The 23027-nt window shown below is 54.0% G+C and carries 12 protein-coding genes; 2 read left to right on the top strand and 10 right to left on the bottom strand.

What is annotated here, in order from left to right; all coding sequences use genetic code 11:
- Positions 1-166 precede the first annotated feature (166 nt).
- Positions 167-1564, bottom strand: a complete 1398-nt coding sequence (locus PSR63_RS26215) for a glutamate decarboxylase (protein WP_274329023.1) — start codon at positions 1562-1564, stop codon at positions 167-169.
- A gap of 319 nt (positions 1565-1883) precedes the next feature.
- On the opposite strand from PSR63_RS26215, the gene PSR63_RS26220 reads away from it, so the two are divergent.
- Positions 1884-4850 (top strand): PVC-type heme-binding CxxCH protein, encoded by a 2967-nt coding sequence (locus tag PSR63_RS26220; RefSeq protein WP_274329025.1) that lies wholly within the window; start codon positions 1884-1886, stop codon positions 4848-4850.
- 63 nt (positions 4851-4913) lie between these two features.
- Complete coding sequence (locus PSR63_RS26225; protein ID WP_274329027.1) at positions 4914-6299, top strand: hypothetical protein; 1386 nt, start codon at positions 4914-4916, stop codon at positions 6297-6299.
- Here PSR63_RS26225 and PSR63_RS26230 read toward each other — a convergent pair whose 3' ends face one another.
- From PSR63_RS26230 to PSR63_RS26270, 9 genes are all read right to left on the bottom strand, one after another.
- On the bottom strand, positions 6300-7655 hold the full coding sequence (locus PSR63_RS26230; RefSeq protein WP_274329029.1) for a DUF1552 domain-containing protein: 1356 nt from the start codon (positions 7653-7655) through the stop codon (positions 6300-6302).
- Positions 7656-7688: 33 nt separating this feature from the next.
- A complete protein-coding gene (locus PSR63_RS26235; protein ID WP_274329031.1) occupies positions 7689-9683 on the bottom strand; it encodes a DUF1588 domain-containing protein in 1995 nt (664 codons plus the stop codon).
- 128 nt (positions 9684-9811) lie between these two features.
- A complete protein-coding gene (locus PSR63_RS26240) occupies positions 9812-12661 on the bottom strand; it encodes a hypothetical protein (protein ID WP_274329033.1) in 2850 nt (949 codons plus the stop codon).
- A complete protein-coding gene (locus PSR63_RS26245; protein ID WP_274329035.1) occupies positions 12661-15411 on the bottom strand; it encodes a hypothetical protein in 2751 nt (916 codons plus the stop codon). Before PSR63_RS26245 ends, PSR63_RS26240 begins: the two co-directional genes overlap by 1 nt.
- Positions 15401-16120 (bottom strand): hypothetical protein, encoded by a 720-nt coding sequence (locus PSR63_RS26250; protein WP_274329037.1) that lies wholly within the window; start codon positions 16118-16120, stop codon positions 15401-15403. The genes PSR63_RS26245 and PSR63_RS26250 overlap by 11 nt, the downstream gene beginning before the upstream one ends.
- Positions 16117-17295: an AAA family ATPase gene (locus PSR63_RS26255; protein ID WP_274329038.1), complete on the bottom strand. Its 1179-nt coding sequence runs from the start codon at positions 17293-17295 to the stop codon at positions 16117-16119. The genes PSR63_RS26250 and PSR63_RS26255 overlap by 4 nt, the downstream gene beginning before the upstream one ends.
- A complete protein-coding gene (locus tag PSR63_RS26260) occupies positions 17292-17936 on the bottom strand; it encodes a hypothetical protein (protein ID WP_274329040.1) in 645 nt (214 codons plus the stop codon). The genes PSR63_RS26255 and PSR63_RS26260 overlap by 4 nt, the downstream gene beginning before the upstream one ends.
- A 163-nt stretch (positions 17937-18099) precedes the next feature.
- The gene (locus PSR63_RS26265) at positions 18100-19353 is read right to left on the bottom strand and encodes an amidohydrolase family protein (protein ID WP_274329042.1); all 1254 of its coding nucleotides are present in this window, start codon (positions 19351-19353) and stop codon (positions 18100-18102) included.
- Between the two features lie 57 nt (positions 19354-19410).
- Positions 19411-22566 carry an amidohydrolase family protein gene (locus PSR63_RS26270; RefSeq protein ID WP_274329045.1) on the bottom strand — a complete coding sequence of 1052 codons (3156 nt, stop codon included), beginning with the start codon at positions 22564-22566 and terminating at the stop codon, positions 19411-19413.
- Positions 22567-23027 lie beyond the last annotated feature (461 nt).

Below are 23027 nucleotides of genomic sequence, written 5' to 3' on the forward strand. Positions count from 1 at the left end.
GCGGTCCGGGGCGGAGTAGCTTCTTACGGTGGTGACGCGAATGCCAATCCTGGAGCAGCCCTCCAGGATGTCGGAACACGCGATGCGTCTTAAAGGGAAACGGCCCGCTCGCTTCGATGCATTCGGGCATCCCCCGTGAATCATCAACTTGATCCATACTCATCGATCAGTGATGGAATCCAGACGCTTCTTCCGCGGTAAGTGGCGTTTGAATAGGGTGCTGCTCAAAGTATTCCAGTGCCCGCTTCATGTCTTGTAGCAAGAGAGCCGCCAAGTCGCGACTCACACCATGACGAACCAAGATACGTTGAATTGCCAGATCCTGGCGATTGGCTGGAAGTGAATACGCAGGCACCTGCCAACCGCGAGCCCGGAGTCGGTCTGCTAGATCATACAGCGTGAAGCCGGGAGACACGCCTTCACGAATTCGCCAACAAAGCGCTGGAATACCAGAATCCATCCCGCCTCCATAGATGATTTCAAACGGTCCCAGCTTGGCAATCTCGGCCGCCAGATACTGGGCGGTCTCGTAACATGCCGTGTGAATACGACGATAACCTTCCTTGCCGAGTCGCAGAAAGTTGTAGTATTGGCAAACGATCTGTCCCCCAGGCCGCGAGAAGTTGAGCGCGATGTCGCGCATGTTACCCCCGAGGTAGTTGACCCAAAATACGAGATCCTCCGGCAAGTCCGTTTCCTCACGCCAGATGATCCAGCCAGCACCCAGTGGTGCAAGACCGAACTTGTGTCCCGAACTGTTGATCGACTTCACGCGTGGCAGACGAAAGTCCCAAACCAGGTCGGGAGCACAGAACGGAGCCAGGAATCCACCGCTCGCCCCATCGACATGAATCGGAATATCAATCCCGGTCTCTTTCTCGTATTTATCGAGTGCCTCGGAAACTGCCTGGACAGGCTCGAATTGACACGTGAACGTCACGCCGAGAGTCGGTACGACGCCAATGGTATTCTCGTCACAACGCTTCATGACTTCTTCCGGCGTCATAATGAAGCGATCTCCCTCCAAAGGGATCTCTCGCAGCTCAATATCCCAGTATCGAGCAAACTTGTGCCAGCAGATCTGAACTGGTCCGGTTATCAGGTTGGGCTTATCAATCGATTTGCCTGCCTTCTTGCGCTTGGCCTCCCAGCGACGTTTCATCGCCATACCACCCAACATGGCTGCTTCACTTGAGCCTGTGGTCGAACACCCAACCGTGTCGGCACCATGCGGAGAGTTCCAGAGGTCGGCCAGCATGTGAACACAGCGAGCTTCGATCTCAGCCGTTTGAGGATATTCGTCCTTATCAACCATGTTCTTGTCGATGCACTCGTCCATCAGCTTATGAACCTCAGGCTCGACCCATGTCTGACAGAACGTTGCCAGGTTTTGCCGCGAATTGCCATCGAGCATCAGTTCATCGTGAACGATCGAGTAAACATGCCGTGGATCACTCTCGTCCGATGGAAACTTGTACTTGGGAATCTGAACCGAAAGATCGTTCGATGCATAGATGTCATCGTCCAGCATTTCACGAACGGCCCTCTTGGCGTGAAGCGACATCGTCTCTATCTCCTCGTTAAACATCGATGGTCGTGAATCCCAGGCACTCAACAGCGCGGCTCCATCATACACCATCGGACAAATCCGGTTGTGAAGCTAAATGCTTTACGCATTAAGATTCCGAGGTGCCACGCATTTCCCGATTAGGTACCAAGAAGGCGGTTTCAACGAAAAACATGAGAAATGTGATTCACATTTCCAGGGAGAACTCCTAAACTCGAGGTACGGCAACGATGCTTGCTTCCAATTCGCCCCATTTCCTTCCTTTCGCAATCTGCGAACTTTCTCAACTGTCTCCTTACCGTACCACTGCTTCGCCATGATGATACCACGTTATATCTTCTACAAGTTGCCAACCTTGGTCGTTAGTGGCCTGCTGTTGCTGCTTCCTCTGGCATGTTTTGCGGGTGAGCCTGACTACAAGGACCAATTGCTGCCCGTTCCCCCGAAGCAGCCAACCGAGGCGATTGAGAGCTTTCAGCTAGCCGATGGTTTTCGTATCGAGTTGGCCGCGGCCGAGCCTAATGTGGTTGATCCTGTCGCCATGGCGTTTGATGCCGATGGTCGTCTGTTTGTCATCGAGATGCGTGGCTATTCCGAAGACGACGGCGAAATCCTCGGCCGTGTACGAATGCTCGAAGACGAAAACGACGACGGCACATACGAGAAAAGTACCGTTTTCGCGGAAGGATTCTCGTGGCCGACCGCTATATGCTGTACACGCGGAGGCATTCTCGTGGGCGCCGCTCCGGATATTCTTTGGCTGAAAGATACCGATGGGGATGGCAAGGCAGACGAGCGACAAGTTGTCTTTACTGGTTTCAATAAGTCAAACGTGCAAGGACTTCTTAATACGTTCAAGTGGGGACTTGATAACCGTATTCACGGCGTCACAAGTTCAAGTGGAGGAAACGTACAGAAGGTCGTTGACGGGAAACCAACTGGCGAACCAATTCCGTTGCGGGGACGTGACTTCTCGATCGATCCGCTCACCATGGACATGATCGCGATCAGTGGCGGCGGTCAGCATGGGATGAGTATGAACAGCTGGGGAGAAAAGTTTACGTGCAGCAATAGCGATCATTTGCAGCAGATTGTCTTCGAGGACCGATATCTGGCACGTAATCCTTATCTAAGCGCATCCTCCGTTCGGCGGAGTATCGCGCAAGATGGCCCGCAGGCCGAAGTCTATCGAACGAGCCCAGTTGAAGCGTGGCGTGTTATCCGAACGAAACTTCGTGCGGACAAAATTGTCCCTGGCATTGTCGAAGGGGGAGGGCGTCCGGCAGGCTACTTCACCGGAGCGACCGGTGCCACCATCTTCCGTGGAGATGCGTGGCCGAAGCAATTTCTGGGCATGGCAATTATCGGCGATGTCGGTAGCAACCTGATTCACCGCAAGAAGCTCATCGAACACGGAGTCGCCTACCAAGGCCAGCGAATTGATGAAGGTGAAGAGTTCATTTCCTCCAGCGATATCTGGTTTCGCCCCGTTCAATATGCCAACGCTCCGGATGGATCGCTCTATGTCGCGGACATGTATCGAGAGGTAATCGAACACCCCAAGTCACTTCCTCCGATGATCAAGAAGCATCTTGACCTTACCAGTGGCCGAGATAGTGGTCGAATCTATCGCGTAATCGCCAGCGACGCCCAGCGGCGACCAACGCCTCGTATGACCCAAATGCCGACCGCTGAATTGATTTCTCTGCTCAATCATCCGAATTCGTGGCACCGCGAAACGGCCGCCAGGCTCATTTACGAACGCCAGGATTTCACGGTGGTACCACTACTTGAAACGAGCGTTACCAGTGCATCACTCCCTGAAGGTCGAGTCGTCTCACTCACAGCGCTGGCTGGCTTGAAGACGCTGTCGGCCGACATATTGCTCGCCGCTCTCAAGGATGAGCACCCACGTGTTCGCCAGCAAGCCGTTCGATTTGCCGAACCGCTACTGAAGAACTCTCCGGAACTGCAAAAACAGGTTACTAGTCTTGTCGATGATTCCGATGTGCATGTCCGGTTTCAATTGGCTCTTGCGGCCGGCTACCTTCCAGATGATGACAAGGTCAACGTGCTTAAGCGACTTGCCATTTTAGATGGAGCTGACCACGATTTCCTCACCGCTATTCAAAGTTCCCTATCAACAAGCGCTGGGCCATTACTAGCCGAGCTTGCTGGGCAGCGTGCTGGCCCGAAGCAATTGCTTTCATCCCTCGCTCGCCAGATTGGCAAGCAGCAGCGACCAGAAGACATTGCGGTCGTGGCGAAGCTACTCTCGGAGCTGAGTCGTGACCAACCTGAGGTCTTTCAGCTAGTGATTACCCATCTCGACGCAGCTTCTGGCAGTTCTTTAGCCCAACAGTTGGCCAAAGCCACCCGTGGTGAGTCAGAAGCCGTTATCCAGAAGATGATCGATCAAGCCCAGGCCACCTTAAAGAAGCGTGATTCCCCGTTAGAAGAACGCCTCCGTGCCATCGATGTCCTTCCCTTTGGCAAGTTGGATTCGACGATCTTTGGTGGGTTGTTAGAACCTTCTCAGCCGCTGGCAATTCAGGACGCATCCTTGAGAGCAATGCGGCGATTCGATGACCCTCAAGTAGCAACATTGATCGTTACTCACTGGCCAAGCATGGCACCTGGAATGCGGACAAAGGCCGCACAGCTTCTCAGTACGAGAACAAGTTGGGTTGGCATTCTTCTGGATGCGATCCACGACAACTCGATTCCAGCGGCTGACATCGACTTACCGCAATTGGCAAAACTAAAACCGCTCCTTTCGGAAGAACGTCGTAAGCAGATTGACTCGCTCATGAATCGCCAAACCAATTCCGATAGAGCCGATATTGTCCAAGCGTATCGCTCGTCACTCACGATGGCGGGAGATAAAGACCGGGGCAGAAACGTGTTCAACAAGCACTGTACGGCCTGCCATCAGCTCAATGGCGAAGGGCATCCCATCGGTCCGAACCTAGCCGCTATGAAGAACCGAGGAGCCGAGGCAATTCTGGTAAACGTCTTGAATCCCAACGCGGAAGTCAATCCACAATACATGAACTACCTCTGCCTGACGAGCGACGGACGAACCATTTCCGGGGTCATCACGAACGAGACAGCCACGAGCATTACGCTTGTTCAAGCAGATAATAAGTCAGAAACCATTCTTCGGATCGATATCGACCAACTCAGAAGCACGGGCGTCTCGTTGATGCCAGAAGGCCTCGAAAAGGTGATCGATCCGCAGGCCATGTCTGACCTCCTGAACTACATTACTGATTCCAAATGACCTTTGAACATTCCTACAGATAACAAGCACACTTTTGCTGACCTGGTTTCAAGGATCTTTTCCATGACACTCGCCAGAACTCCTTCCGTTTTGATGATCCTTCTACTGACCCTTGCGTTTGCCGCAATTCCGCTGACCGGCCTACACGCCGAGGCCTTAAAGGTTGCGACATTCAAAGTCGACGCATCCCCGCCAGTTGGAAGCCCTCTCGCGTACGATCCAGCCAAGGGGATCCAAATGCCACTCTCTTTCCGGGGCATCATTCTGCAAGGACGAGATACGTACGTCCTTTGCTCGGTCGACTGGCTTGGCGTATCAAGCGATTCGCAAAAGGGTTTTAAACAAGCTATTGCCGAAGCGGTCGACACCGAACCAAAGTATGTCGTGATTCATGCAATTCACCAGCACGATGCTCCCCGCTGTGACGCAACCACTCAGGCCGTCTTTGATGAGTTCGACTTAGACTACGACATGTTCGATCTGAAGTTCATCGAAGAGATCCAAACCAAAGCGGCAACTGCGGCGAAGCAGTCGCTCACAACCTTGGAAACGGTAACGCACATCGGGACCGGGCAGGCAGAGATTGAAAAGGTTGCCTCTAACCGTCGAATCCTTGGACCGGACGGTAAGGTGAAGTATGTCCGATATACGGCGACCAAAGACCCAGTCGTTCGCGCACAGCCGATTGGGACAATCGATCCATTGTGCAAGGCAATCAGCTTTTGGAATGACGACCGCCCTTTGGCGGTGATGACCTACTACGCGACCCACCCGCAAAGCTACTACCGAACGGGTCTCGCCAATCCAGATTTCCCTGGCATGGCCCGTAATGCCCGCGAAGAGAAGACCGACACGTTCCATATTCACTTCAATGGCGCCGGTGGCAATATTGGGGCGGGCAAATGGAACGATGGCGCAAGAGCGAATCGCGCGGTATTGGCCAAGCGAGTCGAAGACGGGATGCAGCATGCCTGGGAAGCCACCGAGAAGCAACCAATCCACGCGGAAGATGTGACCATGGAATCTGTCGATGTGCTTCTTCCGCTATCTCCTTTCATTCAGAAAGAAGAGGCAATTCGCGAGCTAGAGAATAAGGAGCTCGATCGTTTGACCCACTTCCGTGCCGCTCGCGAATTGGCGTGGCTGCGCCGTCACGAAGCAGGCGACGCCATCGCGATTCAGTGCCTGGCCATCGGTGATGCAAGAATCCTACACATGCCAGGCGAGTTATTCGTCGAATATCAGCTGGCGGCTCAAAAGCTTCGGCCTGATCTGTTTGTCGCCATGGCCGCGTATGGCGACTACGCCCCAGGCTACATTGGCACCGAGGTCTCTTACGGAGAAGGTGGCTACGAAACGAGCCGCACCGCCTCGCGCGTATCTGGCCGATCGGAACAGGTCTTGATGGGCGCTATCACCAAGCTGCTGCAAGACCATTCCGAGAAATAGTTAGGCCAAGTCCTTCAACGGCCCCGTGCTATCTCCGAATGCTTCCACTTCGACTCCCATGCGATCGAGCATCGCATGGTAAAGATTGCATAGCGGCACCTGACCTTCGGCTGGCAGGTGACGTCCTGAGTTCAAGCTTTGTCCACCACGACCTCCCAAGAGAATCGGGAGGTTATCCGGATCGTGGCGGTTTCCGTCCGACATACTGGAACCGAACAGGATCATGCAATTGTCCAGCAGGGTCCCGTCACCTTCCTTGATGCTTCGCAGCTTAGTTAACATTTGGGCAAACTGTTCGACGTGCCAACGATTGATGCGTTGATACTGTTCGATCTTTTCCTTCTTATTTTCATGGTGCGACAGCTCGTGATGCCCACCACGAACGCCGTCAAGGAAAGAAAAGTTTCTGCCAGATACGTCGTTGGCAAACATCAGCGACGCAACACGTGTGGAATCCGTCTGAAACGCTAGAACGATCAGATCCAGCATGATGGAAATATGTTCGCGAAAGTCACCAGGCACGCCAGGACGAGACGCGGCTAGAACATGATCATCCACGTCTGGTTGCCAGTCACCATTTTCCCCCTTGGTCGCGAACTCGATTCGCTTTTCCACTGCCCGGACCGAATCGAGGTATTCGTCCATCTTAAATTGGTCGTCACGACCAAGCTTGGGGCGGAGACGCCGCGCATCCTCCAACACATAGTCTAGTAAGTTACGATAAGACTCTGCCTTGGCGGAATCGGGAGTTAGCGTCTTCCCGAACAAGCGTTCGTAGACGAGACGTGGATTGATCTCCTTGGCCACTGGTCGAGTCGGAGATTGCCACGAGATGTGCGAACCATACAGTCTCGTATAACCGACGTTGCTATCAATTCCGCTAATCACCGGTTCGGTCCCGAGCTCCAGCGAGGGCAGGGGAGTGAACTGGCCGGTATGCTGGGCCATCAACTGGTCGACCGAGATTCCCCCGCTACTGATATCCTTGCCGGTTGTCTTGGTAACCGGCATACCAGTCAGGAAGTTTGCCGTCTTCGCGTAGTGACCATCTCCACCGTGACTGTGCTTCTTATCGAGCCCCGTCAATACAAGTACATCCTTACGCACGTCTGCCAGTGGCTTCAGCGATGGGGTGAGCTCGTAATTGTCGCCCGACTCTTTCGGGATCCAATCTTTCTCCCAGACCCCATTAGGAAAGTACAGAAACGCAGAACGCACCGGTGGACCGCTGGCTTCGGCCGCCCTGGCAACTCTTGGGGCAAGCGACGGCATCCACGGCAAACTTAGCGCAACACCGCATCCTTGCAGGAAACGACGACGCGAAAGAGTCTTGGCGGATTGAATATGTTTTCTCATGGCAACCGTTCCGGTCAGTGAAAATCTCTGCTCTTACTTGTCTGATTTGAAGTAGCGATGCTGAAAAGGAAAGGACAAGGCGATCTCTTCGATCAGGACCGCGGCCTTCAAATCGTTTTCTTTCAGCGTCTTCAAACAGTGATCAACAACACAGTTGTCAAACTTGTTCAGCTTCCGACCATAAGCAAATCCGATCAGCTTACGGACGAAATGCTTCTGGAATTCGCCACTCCGCTTCAGTATTACTGTTTTCAATTCTTCCGGTCCGCTGAACTGGTCTCCAGAAGGAAGCTTTCCGGCAGCGTCAATGGGTTGTCCATTGTCGCTTTCTCGCCAGCGTCCGATTCCATCGAAATTCTCCAAACCAAATCCCAGAGGGTCCATCCGGTTATGACAGCTGGCACATTCGGCTTTCTGGCGATGTACCTCCAGACGCTCGCGCAGCGTCAGGTTTTTGCCTTCTTCATGCGACTCTTCCAACGCCGGAACATTCGGGGGCGGAGGTGGAACACGTGATCCTAAGACCTCTTCGAGAATCCACCTTCCTCGCAGCACCGGGCTAGTACGACGAGGGTATGAGGCTGAAGTCAGTACACTGGCCATCGTCATCACGCCCCCGCGTTGTCGGTTGGGCAATTCAACACGCTGCCAACCGGCTCCGTCGGAGATCGACAGTCCGTAGTATTCAGCCAGACGCGCATTGGCGTAGATGTACTGGGCATCGACCAACCTGGTCAAAGGCTCATCTTCCCGAAAGACATTCGCAACGGTGAGGATGGCCTCTTCAAGCATGTCGGCAGCCAATGCGTCGCCAAACTGAGGAAAAACCTCTTCATCGGGGCGCGGCCCATTGCCGAACTCTCGTAGCCCCAGCCACTGCAGCCCGAAGTTCTCGCCTAGTGCAACTGCTTTGGGGTCCACCAACATTCGGCGTACTTCTTGGCGAAGTACAATCTCGTCAAATAGCTTTTCTTCGTCCGCCAGTTCCAATAGATGCTGGTCAGGAATCGATGACCAAATCAAAAGGGCCAGGCGTGTTGCCAGTTGATGGGCCGTGATTCGCTGAACGCCGCCACCGGCTGGTTCCGATTCGACAACAAACAGAAAATGAGGCGAGATCAAAACTGCTTTGAGCGGTTCCCGCAGTGCTGACACAAATGCATGCCCCCGGGTGAACGCAGCATCATAAATGGTGAGCAGCCGTTCCAATTCTTCCTCCGCGACCGGCCGGCGCCATGCTCGCCGGGCAAACCGCTCGATACAGTGCTTCGCAGCTTCACGAAGTTCAACATCGGACTTGGGATCATTCTTTTCGTCCATCCCCGAGAGTATCAATGCTCTCGCGTTGACCACTTCCGTCGACGCACTCTCTTGTTTGTCGGGAAGCGCGGTTTCGATGATTCGATCAGCTGCGACCAGGTAAGCCTCCAAATGAATCGGGGATGTGAACAATGAATCGCCGACGGTATCAAAGCCTTCGCCACCAGCGCCGTCGGATGGAGGAAGCTCGTCTGGCTTCAACTCCAAGCCGACGAGGTCCCTAATTGCGTTACGATATTCGGTCCGCGTCAAGCGACGACTCATCACGTGGCCGCGATACCAGGCTTGGGTTTCGTCGGATGCAAGCTGATTACAAAGATCTTGATCTGGTCGCGAGTCAAGCCATCCGTAAAAAGCCCCTTTCTGCGGGTCGGTCAGTCCGGGACTACCCTCCGGTGGCATTTCGTTTTGCCGGATTCTTCTGGCAACGCGTTCCCAAACGTCGCCGGCTTTCGCCGCAACATCACCGCTGGTGAAACGACTCAGGTCGAATTCCCCATCCGCGTCTTTTCCGCTGTGGCAGTCGATACATCGCGATTGAATTATCGGCAGGATATCCTTTGCATAAAGCTGCCCCCACTTCGACATTTCGGGCGAAAGCTCATCCGCCAGACAGGCTGGGCACTCCCACACGACGAACGTACTGAGCAGCATTATCGTGCAAAGAACGTATCGCGAATCGCTAACGCGCTGTAAGAGTCGTTGCATCGGCAGGAGCCTAAGGGCGGGGAAAACAAGAGGCAGGACTCTTAATCGTATCTCACGGATTGGATTTAGGCCAGATCGTTTACCAAGTCCATGCGGCGTATCCCTTTGCGTCGTCCTGCGAATTTGGGCTAGTGCCCCTGCATAGACCACGAATAGATCGCGATTCGACCTTCCTTTTGCACGATTCCGAACTGTTCCGGTGCATTACCAGTGATTACCTGACGCACGGGTTTTCCTAACTGAAGCTCTCCGACCAATTCCATTTTGCTATTTCGCGTCGAATAAATCTGACAGGCCTGATCCGAAGCGGCGATTACGTTGCCCCCGCGTGTAAATGCCAGGTAAGGGCTGCTAAGCTCGGTCGCAAAATCGAACTCACGTCCATCGAAGTAGTCATCCCAATAGATCCGCGCGCCTTGTTCCAATGAAACAAGCAGACGCGGACGTGTGTTGGGATACGAGCCGACAATGCGATGAATCGGTTGATCCAAAGTCACCGAACGGGTCGTGTGGTGATCATGAAACACCAGTTCGCTACCCAGACCAAGGAAAACGTGTTTCGACGTGGCATGCATCGGACAGGCCCTTGTTGGTGCCTCGATGAACATCATCAACTGCTGGATGTACTCATTAAGCGAAACCGTGCTAACAAGCTTTTCGTTCTGATCGGTAGCCGTGAGCGCAAACCCATCCTGAGATCTTTGGGCCGACCATCGTATTCCATGAGACGTGAGACTCGCTCCCAGCGTATCGATACCCATACTCGCGAGTTTCGTATCGAAGGGAATTCGGTCTTCCTGTGGAAACGTCACCGTAGGCGGCACGAGGTGATTGCCAAGCAGCGTGTTAAAGAACACGCGATTGGGTCGATTCGGGTCCGCAGCGAACGCATAGAAGCTTTCGGGGCGGACGGGAAGGTTCTTCCATTCTTTCAACGTTTGAGAACCATCCTCCCATGCCATACGAAAGATCCGCAGATGCCCACTCGCTTGGTTCTGAACAGCCTGAAAAATCACGTTGGCCGAAACAGCGGATGCAACTGACTCGCATTCCGGCGTAGTCCGCTGGAGTTCAATCATCCGTTCGAAGCAGACACGAACCATATTCTGTAATCTTGGTGTCGATTTCGGAGCTTTTTTCTTCTTTTGCTGGCTGAATCGCAAGCAGTCTCGGGCATGCAGGCGATCGTCTGGTTCTAGCCGTCTTACGGCCTGGAGGATTCGACTCCGGTCGATGATTCCTGACTGAGTTAGTAGTTTCGAAGCTACCACGCGCGTACCATCGGAGGCCAGTTGCTTCACGCTTCGATTAGGATAGTTGGTCGCGTTATCCGACAGCGTCTCGACCAACGCTACTTGAGTCTGTGGTGGCGGAAAGCCCCTTTGTAGAGCGTTAATCGTTTCCTTGGCTTCCTCGTGAAATCCATGTCGCTGATAGAGGGCAAACAACTGCCGGAGACTACTGTTAGCTTGATTGCTATGAGGCCAGGCTTCCTCCAGGGATGCAATGGCTCGAGGAATGTCGCTAATTTTGTTCTCAAGCAGATCCGCGGCTCCCAGGAAGTCGCGTCGATCACGACATTCAATCACTGCGTTCTCATAACACTCGGACGCTTCCTTCTCTTGTTCCAGCTGACGAAACAAGTCGCCTGCTTTCTCAAACTGCTTCAGTTCCAGATGCAGTTCGATCGCCTCGGTCCAAAAGCCTCCGTGTTCCAGGCACTCTGCTGCCTGACGTGGGTTGTTGAGCTTATCTTTGTAGAGCAGCGCCGCTTCACGCCAATGCTTTCCTTGTTTGAGTACGTCGGCGGCCGCACCGAAGTCGGCAAGTAGTTCCGCGAAAATGTACGCAGCCCGGCGATAGCGGCCCAGGCCGATCTCGCGATTGGCTAGTTCGCGGTATTTTTGGATCAATTCCTGTTGTCGCTGATAGGACAAATCCCAGTGGTCGGCCGGTCCTCCACCTCCCAGGCCCCCGAAGCTGAAACTCGGATTGCGCTGGCGCAGGTGACTCGAAGGTGTTGCCATACCACGATGAGCCTCCCCACCAATTGGCAATGCCCACTTGAGCCCCTCGTCAGGATTCATCTCCAAGAGGTTCATCAGGCGATTAATCTCTTTTTCCCGTTCCGAGAGGACAGCCTCGTTTAGATGTTCGAGCCGCTGCCGAGTCCACTCTTTGAGTTGGTCTAGCCAGCTTTCGCCAGTTCCGCCTGTCGCGCCGCTACCACCTATGCCGCCGGTCCCGCCACCGGCAACGCCACTACCCAATCCTAAATGGCGTCCGACGAACTCACCTGCTGCCGATGCCATATTCAAGCCAGCACCAAAGATCGAAAGTCCAACGCGGCCAAGCGAGTTACCGACGCCCGGTTTCGGTTCGCCCTCTTGGGGTGGAATCTTATCGCTGCTCTGTCCCTTGGTTCCAATCCCATCTTGGCCCTGTTCGAGAACCATCTCCATGGTTGGGGGCGTCGACGGATAGATCGATGTCAGGCGTGTGGGCAAGTGTAAGCCTGGCCGTCCACTTAGGAATTCGGTCGACTCCACTGGTCGATATTTGATCAAGTCAGCCAAGGTCAGCACTTCGTCTGGCTCAAAGGCGATAAGCCCGGCCTGCGGATGCCAGACATACTGCCGAGAAGCGGACAATAGTTCATCGAGTTCGATCGTCGTAGCCTCGGAGCTTAGACGTGACTGAGCTGGGACCATCAATCGGTCCGTAAGATGGGTATATCGCAGACACCTTTTAGGCCAAGTGTTATGCACGACGCGGGGGCCCACGAGGACGGCTCCGATTGGTTCACGTCGCTGCGTGGAATGTGGGACCGGCAAAATGCGAATCGCTAGCTGAGTTCCCGGAATGAAACCTTCCAACACGGCGTTGATCCAATCGCGCACATCATGGCTAGCCACGTACCAACAAGTGGTCGGACGCTCGACGTGTGCGGAGAATTCCAGACGTAGTACGGCATGCATTAGATCAACTGCTCCAGGAATCCGAGTATTACCTTCTCGAATATCACCTCATCTGCCTTCTGATTGGCACGCTTCTGCGTAAAGTAATGGGCCCCCCACAGCCGCCCATCCGACACCCAGCCTGCAATAGCTCCGTCGGTCAACGCGATCGTCACTTCGGGGACCGATCGATCGGCCGACCGCAAATGCAACAAACCTCGGCTATCCAGGAATGCTTCGCTTCCATCGTCCCAGGCGGCCCAACTAAGCTGAAAACCAATTTCACGAATCTCAAGCGGTGTGAATGGACGCTTCAGATGTGTTTCTGTCGTCATCGACTCGCGTGGAAACCGCAGATGAACGGCTCCATAAGTAATGTCCAATACCATCCTTTGACCGCGCCGCGTGATTAGTCCAAGTCGTTTCTGGCCCAGCTCACTTTCGCATACTTGAATATCGGTAAAGCGATGCCGCGTGTTGCTAGGAGTAATGAATGCCAGAGAGTTGCCGTGAAGGAGGCTCGCCGTACTCTTTCCCTTTACCGAGGCGACTGACCGTTTCGCGACGTCGATTAGGTAGTTTCCCAGACCTGAAGAAGTGAGGCACAACCGATTGGCATGCTGCCCCGCCAAACGTACTTGGCTGGATTGTTGCTTCGGGATTTGAGTCTCCCAAATCTCACCGGTCGCCGTGAAGCATATGTCTCCTTTGTGGGTAATACCGATTGGACCCTCGATTTCGTCGCACTCAAACATCTCCATCAGCCAAGGTGTTTCGTCGGGAGGCGAAGAGAAGACCTTCTCCATTCGGATCGCCTGTCCATCGAACGACACCGCACACCATTCGTCATTCCGAGGATTCCGGAAGAAACGGCCTGAGCATCGCTTCCATGAGCTAGGCATGGCATTGCTTTGCACTTCTTCACCAGAGTTCGGATCAATCGCACAAAGAGCCGTCGCCCCTTTCTGCCCAAGAAGCACCCCCGCTTTCAATGCCAACGGGACAATTTCGCTGGCGGTCTGGATTTCGCTTAAAGAGGTCGCTTGTTCGCTCAGGCTCGCCTTCAACAAATACTGTTGGCGAGAATTTGTTTCCACGATGACGGCATAGACCACGTCGTCAGGTTCATCAAAGTGGTACCACTGAAGGCGTCCCGCCGGTAAGTCGTCAGCCAATTGACGGGCTCCGACATAGACCTGGGAGTGCCAGTGCACCAGTCGCCGATCTTTCGTGATCCCGAGGACGCCATGATCGGCTAGATGCATCTGCTGGTCACTCGAAACGTTCACAGATAGCAGAAGTGGAAATGGCTTCGCTGAAAAGATGGCCGGTAGGTCGTTTGCCCAATCCTTCTCGACGAGAGCAGAAAGCTTCTTCGGCTTACTGCCATAGAGGTCATCCAGGTTCAGTATAAGTTCATTCAGCACCTTCTTTCCTTGAGCACCCCGCTGCTCCATGCGCATCGATCCGTCACGATTCACGGACGCGAGGTACAACATGGGAAACGCCTGAGCGACAAGCGCTTCCTGAAACGTTTTGTCGTTCGCTACATCGTCGGTCGTGATGAGTACTGGGTTGCTTTCCTCGTCTGGGTCTAACCTGGCCGCCAATGCTTTCAGTACTGGCCCGGGGTGCAACTCTGCCTGTAGACATTCCAAATGCTCGACAATGCCTTCACGCGTGAGAAGATCAACTTCTTTGACATGAGCACCTTCGGCACGGAATGCTTTGACGACCGTGTACTCATCAGCATTCGCAACTAAGGCCAATGCGACTGCCGTGGCGTAGAAGCGAGGGACTCCCCACATGCGAATCCCACAATCTAGAAAAAGGGAGAACTCACGCCATGTTGCCTGGGGTGGAGATTCCCGGCGAAGGTAAAGAGCTTCGTTGGAACTGATACGAACGGCAAGCGTCAGGTCATCGTGTGCCAGTTCGGTCAGCATCAAACGATCGAGTGACCCGCGATTCGAGATGTCTGAAATCCCACCGGTAGGTACTTCATCGGGGTCCGAGACCTTTCGAGGCAGCGATACGGCACCCATCAACTGTTTGGCAAGTTTGGCCACGCCTTGAAGACTGTCATCCTGTTGCAACTGGTCCAGCAAGCAACGCATCTGCTGCGACTGGGGAAGTTCCATCTCAGCCCGCTGCGGCAATGCATCAAGTGAAGTCCGCTGTCGTAGCTGAATGGATTGCTCGTCGACTCCTTCCAAACCTCGATTGAGCTGGATGAGGTCCGCCAACGAAAGTGCTCGAAACGGCACTACCTGAAAGCCTGGCGAGTTATACGTTGCGAGAATTTCGTCCATCCCGTGGGTCAAGTACTGGATGACCCCCGACGCTTCTTCAGCCGTGAAAAACGGTCGCACGTTCTCGAACACCATCTGACAGACGGTCACTCGTGCTTCGGTTGAACTCCTTAAGCTCATAGGTAACATCGTAAGTCTCTTGAGACCTCCGTCACCCACCAGAACGCTCTCGACTAGCTGACTTGATTCGACCGATGGCTGGTAAACTTCAACGCTACCTCTGACCTCGGAAACAGACTGTTCCCAACCTTCGCGCATCGAGGCCATCGTCACGACCACGCTCGACAGCGTCGGTAACCCTTGTGGTGCCAGTCGCTCCAAGATCTGGATTAGTTCAGCCTTGAAGATGATCGTACGGTTATCGTGCCAGCAGATTACTTCACCATCGTCCGACCATTTCCAGAAGGACCTGGTCGGCGGCAACAGGTATTTCTGCGCTTTGGTCATCTCAGCAGACATAGCCCAATTCCTCCGAAGTGGTTCGAACAGCCGAGCGGGTCGCCTGTACAAAACCCTCGTCCGCTAAGGACAGCCAGTGCCCTCCTTCCTCCATTACGGCCAGGTACCCTGGATCGATGGCCAATACTGCTTCAAGCACCCCGACGTCCACCGCCGGTTGCCATGTCCAACCGGCCTCCACAGCGACACGCCCGTGCACGACGAACCTTTTTCCGAAGATCGGTGGGAGCGGTTCTCCCCACACGAAAACCGTACCATCTGCCCTCGCAGCGAACGCAAGTCGATCGAGTCTTATCCGGGGCGCGGCGACGGCGTACTGGGTCCACACTTGGATATTCGTCTTGAGAAGCTGTGGTGTCTCGAACGTTTCGCTACGAACCAACTCAACTGGAATCGGACTTGGTGCGATACCGCTTAGGCCAGCAATAGGCAGCTTCACCTCTATCCACTGGGCGATGGGTATCCAAGGCCCTTCGGCAACGTACCCGTGCGGAACACGTGTCCCCCGCTTGATGAGCTGACCGTCGTCGGTCGCGATGCTATGAACCACTGGGAGTTGCAAGAACGCTTGCTGAATCTCATCGTTGGCATCCTCACACCGAATCCACACGGTATCACCTTCCGGACATACCTCCAGGCTCGGCTGCGTACGCACGGCACCTAGTAGCTCGCTCGCGTCGCGATGCATCTTCCATACGAAGGTTGTCACGAGTCGGCTCCCAGACGCTCTAAAAGCTGATTGACAGTTGTTTCAAGGTGGGTCCGCTGCTGAGAATCACGAACCCATTGGCACCGCGCAGCAAGGAGCCCGAGTTGATCTCGGACGTAAGCTCGGTCCGTCTTAGGAAGCTCGCCAGTCTCGATACGCTCTGAAATGCGGTCCAACTCAGCAGCCAACCGTTCAGCGTCGGGCGTATCGTTATCTTGACTTCTAGGATGACTTGTTGCGACTTCCTCCTCAGTCGCCTCACGAAGGACGTCATCGATAATGGCAGAAAGGACGTCTTGCTGTTCTTCACGATCCCAAATGTGACGTAGCACCCACATGTCGGTGCGATTCACCACCAGCCGGCCGCAGAGCAGGGCGCTTGCAGCCAGTATTCTTTGCAGCTTGACCGCGCGACGATCTGAGACGGCAACGCCTACATGCCGCAGCCGATGCACCAAGTCCACATAGACCGGTTGCACGCCGGAGAGGTCGACCTGACTCAGTAGGGAGTTGAGCCGCTGGATATCTTCCACCGTAACCTCGGCGACCAGGTCGCTTTGGCTCGTATCTAACTTCCAACCAGCGGAAAGGACACTGGCAAGCTGCTCCTGATGTACGTTGTCGCTGCGGACGCGCAACAGAAAACGATCAAACAAAGCCGCCAGCGCTTCATCTTGGGGCAAACAGTTACTTGCTCCCACCACCATTAGCGTCGGCAGGTGGCGAGTTTCGCGACCGCGGCGAAAGATTCGTTCGTTGAGAACCAACAACAGGCTATTCAGAATTGCGCTATTCGCATTCAGCAACTCGTCAAGGAAAACAAACGTTGCCTCCGGCAACATTCCCTCGGTATTGGTGATTAATTCGCCATCGCGAAGTTTACGAATATCGAATGGACCGAAGATTTCATTCGGTTCGGAAAATCTCGTTAGCAGATAGTCAAAGACTTTACCCTCCATCCGCCGGGCTAATTGCTGCACCAAAGCGCTCTTGGCCGTCCCAGGTGGTCCCAAAATGAAGAGATTCTCTCGAGCAACGAGGCATATCCCCAACAGATCGATGATCTCGTCCTTGCCCACGAAAGCCCGCTTCATGGGATCCAACACGCTTTCGCGTAGCTTTTCACCTAGCTCTAGAATCTGGGCCGTTTCTTCCGGTGAACGCACAACACTCACGCCGTCTCTCCATTCTCAGTTGCGTAATCGATTAATGCTAGGTTTGCGGCCAACTCGGGGTACATCCCCACGGCAGCCAGCACATGCTCGCGGACCAGGTCGTCAGCGAGTCGAGACTGATCTGATTGCGAGATGACCCGATCGACGTATAGCGTCATAAGTCCTGGGCTTTGGTACATTGCTTGGAGGTCGGTATCTTCGATGCCTGCCATGCCCACCGAGGACAGTGGCCAGTTGTGAGCCCAACCCCTCAAGATCTTTTCCAGGGGATCGTCACTCGAGGCAGAGTGCACAAACTTGACGAGATCTGGCAGAAAGCGAAATACAAGGTCGACCGAGTAATGCACCTCGGGACCAGCTCTACCGTCGACCGATGGAGCGAGCGCCGCATGCATCGCCTGCTCGTCCACGGCGCGAAAGATCGCGAACTGACAAGCCAAACAAAACTGCTCGGCCGCCCAACTTGCCGCTTCCGGATTGTACTTAGGAACAGGGCTGGGGCACTCGAGACGCCACAACCGTTCATACCGCGCAAGAACCTCTGCCGCGGCGGATTTCTGCTGGGGCGGGATAGGCCCCAAATCGGGAACCGAAGCGCGGCCCTCTCCGAGCAGTGTTTCCAAAAACTGACAGTAGTCCATTCCACATCCTGTGCCAACGTGTTCCTTCGCCCTGTTGTCTTAGAAAGACATTTGCCAGGACCATTAGTTCGTCGGGAATGGCTCTATCATGAGGATTTGCGGAAAAGAATGCCAGAACGTTGATGGAAATTAAACAGCGTTGGCGACTGTGAGACGCAATCGGCTATTTTTTCGATTGCTGGTACTTTTGCTGATACTTCTCGTAAAGCATCGTCTGCTTGTTGCTTAGGTCGACTGGCTTACCAGCGATCCATGCCGATTGAATCTGGGTAGCAGCTTCCAGGGGGTCGCCGTCGCACAGAATCAAAGTCGCGTCCTTTCCCTTTTCCAGACTTCCGACCTTGTCGGCAACACCCAGAATTTCCGCTGGGGAAAGCGTAATGGCCCGCATGGCTTCCTCTTTGCTCAAACCAAACGCGACCGCCGTAGCCGCATGGTAGGGAAGGTTTCGGACATTCCACGCATTGGATCGTTCGTAGCCTGAGATGCAGAATCGAATTCCAGCATCCTGAAGTCGCTTAGCCAGCGTGTAAGCGGCATCGTATGGGTCGTCTCGACGACGTGGGTTACGGTGGATGGCCGAGACAATAACCGGAATGTCATACTTCTTCATCAACTCTCGGCATTGGGGTGCGTCATAGCCGCCAAAGATGACCAGTTTCACCTCCTGCTCGGTGGCAAAGGTGATTGCCCTGGTAATGTCGTTTGCCCGATCGGCATGAATGATGATGGGCTGCTCGCCACTAAGTACTTTGTCCATCGATTCGAGGCGGGCATCATGCAGGATCTTCGACTTTGCCTCTTGCCCCTGGTTGTATCGCCGTGCCTCGTCAAAGAATTCGGCCAGACGTTCTTTCTCTTCTTGGCTATCCATCGAGATAATCATGCCGGCGCGAGGCAATACCGTCATGTCTTCGTAGGTCCAGCCGTCGAGTTGAAGCACGGCGCTTTGCCCGGAAATTAACCCGCCTGCTGGTGCCGTCATCGTTAAGAGAACACCATTGGACCGAGTCACTGGGATGATCTCGCCATCTGGATCAACGCTGACGTGTGCCTTCACATTCGGATTTAGACTGCCTGACTCGCGATAATCGTTACTTGCTCTGACCGACGAAATCTCTGTCAGGCCAATTCGCGAATACGGTTCAAACATGCCCGGATAAACATGCTTACCATTCGCCTTAATGACTTGCGCACCCTTGGGAACGGGAACTTTGTCGCCAACTGCCGTAATCCTTCCTTTCTCGAAGACCAAAACTCCTTGCTTGATCGCTGGGCCTGATACGGGATGAATCGTCGCTCCAACGATCGCGACTGGTCCCTTCGGCATTGCTCCAGGGATTTGATCAGAAGCCGAGGACACGCCTACAAGGCAGGCCAGGATGAGGATCGTTCGCAGTCGGATAGAAATATGCATCGTTTCGTTCTTTGGAAGTCAGTGAAGGAAAATGGATCAGAGCGTCATAGCCATGAATTAATGCTCGTGGCCGTGCTCGTGCTCGTCGTGGCTATGACAAAACTCATCGTGCCGTGGCCAGAGTTGAGAACCATCCTCCAGCGATTCTCCTTCTTCCATCATGGGCGCCCTCGTATCCAGAATCTTCTGAACCAGGGTATTCTTCATCTCGGCGACTTTCTTTTGTCGATTCTGTTCTTCCTGTCGATCGAAATACTTGCTTCCGTCGATCCAGGTTTGTTCGCAGACGCTGAAATTGGAAAGAGGCGGGCCCGACCAGATCGCAAGGTCGGCATGCTTTCCAGGCTCGATTGAACCTACAAACTTTTCAATCCGCAGCTGAATAGCAGGATTAATCGTGATGAACTTGAGTGCTTCTTCCGGCGAGAGGTTTCCGTACTTGACCGCCTTGGCGGCCTCTTGATTCATACGTCGGCCGAGCTCCCAGTCGTCGGAGTTGAAGGAGACGACCACACCTTGGTCGTGCATGAGCGCCCCGTTGTAAGGAATCGCGTCCCTCACTTCGACCTTGTAAGCCCACCAGTCCGAGAACGTCGATCCAGTCGCTCCATGCTGCTTCATGGCATCGGCAACCTTGTAGCCTTCGAGAATATGTTGGAGCGAACCGATCGTAATGTCGTATTCGTCCAGCACACGGATCAGGGCCAAGATTTCGTCCTGACGATAGCTATGGCAGTGAACCCAGCGTTTTCCGTTCAAGATCTCAACGATCGCATCAAGTTCGAGATCACGTCTTGGCGGAAGACCACGTTTATTCTTCGCATAGTCCTTGTGTGCCTGTTGATACTGCTCGGCCACGCGGAATTCGTCGCGAAACACCTGCTCGACACCCATCCGCGTTTGCGGGTAGCGGGTATTGAAGTCATCACCCCAGTTGCTCTGCTTTACGTTTTCGCCCAAGGCGAACTTAATACCGGCTGGGGCTTCTCGGAATTTGAGATCATCAAAACTCGATCCCCACCGCATCTTGATAACCTGATTCTGACCGCCGATCGGATTAGCCGAACCGTGCAGGACGTTAGCGGTCGTCAAGCCGCCAGCAAGTTGCCAATAAATGGTTATATCGTCTGCATCGACGAAGTCAGCGATTCGCACTTCTGCCGTGATCGCCTGACCACTTTCATTGATACCGCCGTCAGTCGCGATATGCGAATGGCAATCGATCAGGCCGGCCGTGATATGCTTCCCAGTCGCGTCTACGACTAGTGCATTGCTGGGAACAGCGACTTTCTTACCGACCTTTTCGATCTTTCCATTTTTGATCAGGACAGTTCCCTTTTCGATTTTTCCCTGAGGGCCACTCGTCCAGATCGTCGCGTCGGTGAACGCGACAATCGCCTCTCGCTTGACGGCTTCTTCTCGTCCGTAGGCACCCAATGGATATTGCACGGGGAAACTGGCCATACGGACACGCTTGCTTTTGTCTTCGTCTTCCTTCAGATGTTCCGCGTCGTTCGACTTATCGTCCGATTCTTTCTCTTTAGTATCCTTCTTTTCTTCGAGCGTTTCGGAATGCATTCCTGACGGGATCATCGTGACTGGCGAAACGGACCCGTCGGGCCAGCGAAGGGTGCCGTGCCGCGTCTCGACGTCATCCTGGTACACGATGGAAAGCGTCGCGACGCCTCGAATGCCGAAGCTATCGGCGATGAACTGTGCGGTGAACTGTCCGTCCTCGAACTTAATCGACTTGAGTTCGACCTTGTCCTTGAACTTCGGCGTCGTTTCCGCTGGACGAATGGTACCTTTCAGGTTCTTGTCGCCAACCAGATTGAGCAACAGTACCTTGTCGGTCTTTTCGGGTGCCTCTTGGATCGAAATCTTCCAATCACTCGCCAGCCCCTCAGGCTTCTCTTCCTGATGTTCATAGCGGTGACCATTGACCCACGTCTCGACAACTTCTGCTTTTTCTTCAAACCAAGGCTTCGAGGTCACGACCAGGCTAGCCAGCTTGCCCTCTTCGATGGTGCCCAGTTGCTTGTCAATTCCCAAGCGTTTGGCAGGCACAGTCGTCATTGCCGCCAAGGCATCTGCTTCATCCAACCCCCGCTGTACGGCGATTCGCAAATTCTTCAGAAACAGGGAAGGGGACTCCAGTCGATGCGTTGTCAGCAGAACCTCGACCTTACGATCGACCAGCCGTGCCAAGTTTTCTGGAGCATGATCCCAGTGCATGAGGGCTTGCAGGGTCGCATTGTCCGCTGCCTGGGGCGTCGCCACATTGGGTGCCTTGGCGAAATCGATAGGCACAACAAGCGTTCGTTTCGTTTTCGCAATCGCGTCAAGTTGGCGATATTCTCGACCGCTTCCAATGGCGATCAAGTCGAGACCGAATTCCCGGGCAAACTCATCGGCACGCAGCAGGAATTGGTCGTTGCTCGTCTCGATCATGACGGGTAGTTTGCCATCGACATACGGCTGCATAGCAGCCAGTGTCACGTTCTGCTCAGGAAGCGGAAGATCGGCATCTGCGAGCACGGCCTTGTGAGCATCGCGATACCACTGGGCGTCATAGAAGGCTTGGCGAGAAAGGGCAACGGCGCCCATGGGTGAGTTCGGGTAGTTACCGCGTCCACGCCTGCGACCAAGCGTTAATTCACCGACGAGGGAAAATTGATCCCGAAGCACCAACCGTGATAGTTCGTCGTCGCCCAACGCATAGATGGCTGATCGACCTTTGATAATTCCATCTTGTGGGGCGATCAGGCGGGCTACAAACCCTTGCTTCCGAAGTTCGCCGGCAGCCAAGTCGCCCTTTGTCAAAGCTCCTCGTACGTCGAACTCAGACCGGATATTTGAATTCCAGTAGCTGGTTGGCGGTCGACTGTTGGCCTCCTCGAACGATACTTCGGCGTAGCTGTCGATAAAGCCGGGATAGACAAACTTGCCATCCAGATCGATGACCTTCGCTTCGGCGGGAATACTCACCTTATTGCCGATCGCTACAATCTTGGCATCGCGGATCAGAATGGTACCCGACTCTGGCTCTTTGCCGGCTGAACGGATCACTTTCCCGCCTGTGAGTGCAAAGACACGCAGAGGATGGCGATGCAACCCTTCTTCGTGACGCGATGTCGGTGGGAAGGTCTGAGCGGTAGCGGAAAGGGAAAGGAAGGCCAGTAGAAGGATGGCAAGCGGGAAGGAGCGTTTCATCAAGGATGACTCAAGCGAGATATATGCGGGCGGTTTGCATCGGAAACATTAGCCGAACAGGCTGGATTTCCTCATCTAAGATAGTCCGAAACCGTGGCTGGCTCGTCATCTTTTTGCGCGATTTTTAACATTATCCGCTAGGTTTGCAACCACTCTTGAGACGGTTGAGACCTTTGCCCCGATTTATTTGCAGGAACCAGCTAATTCATGAATTCTTATGTCAGGATTTCATGCTTCGTCCGTATCTTCTTGTAGCAGAATAACTAAGGACAATCTTCTTGATCCGAACCGGTGAGTGAACGTCCCTCGACGTGCGATCTTCCGCCACTTCCTGGTAATAGATGGCAATGAAATCGAATTCGAGAAACTGTAACCATTTGTTAGTTTAGATCATAGGCTTATACCGCCTAGGCATCTCCTTCTCCTTCCCCCGTCCCATCATCGGAACCGCTTCCTAGCCA

It is taken from the genome of Bremerella sp. P1, assembly GCF_028748185.1.
GTDB lineage: Bacteria > Planctomycetota > Planctomycetia > Pirellulales > Pirellulaceae > Bremerella.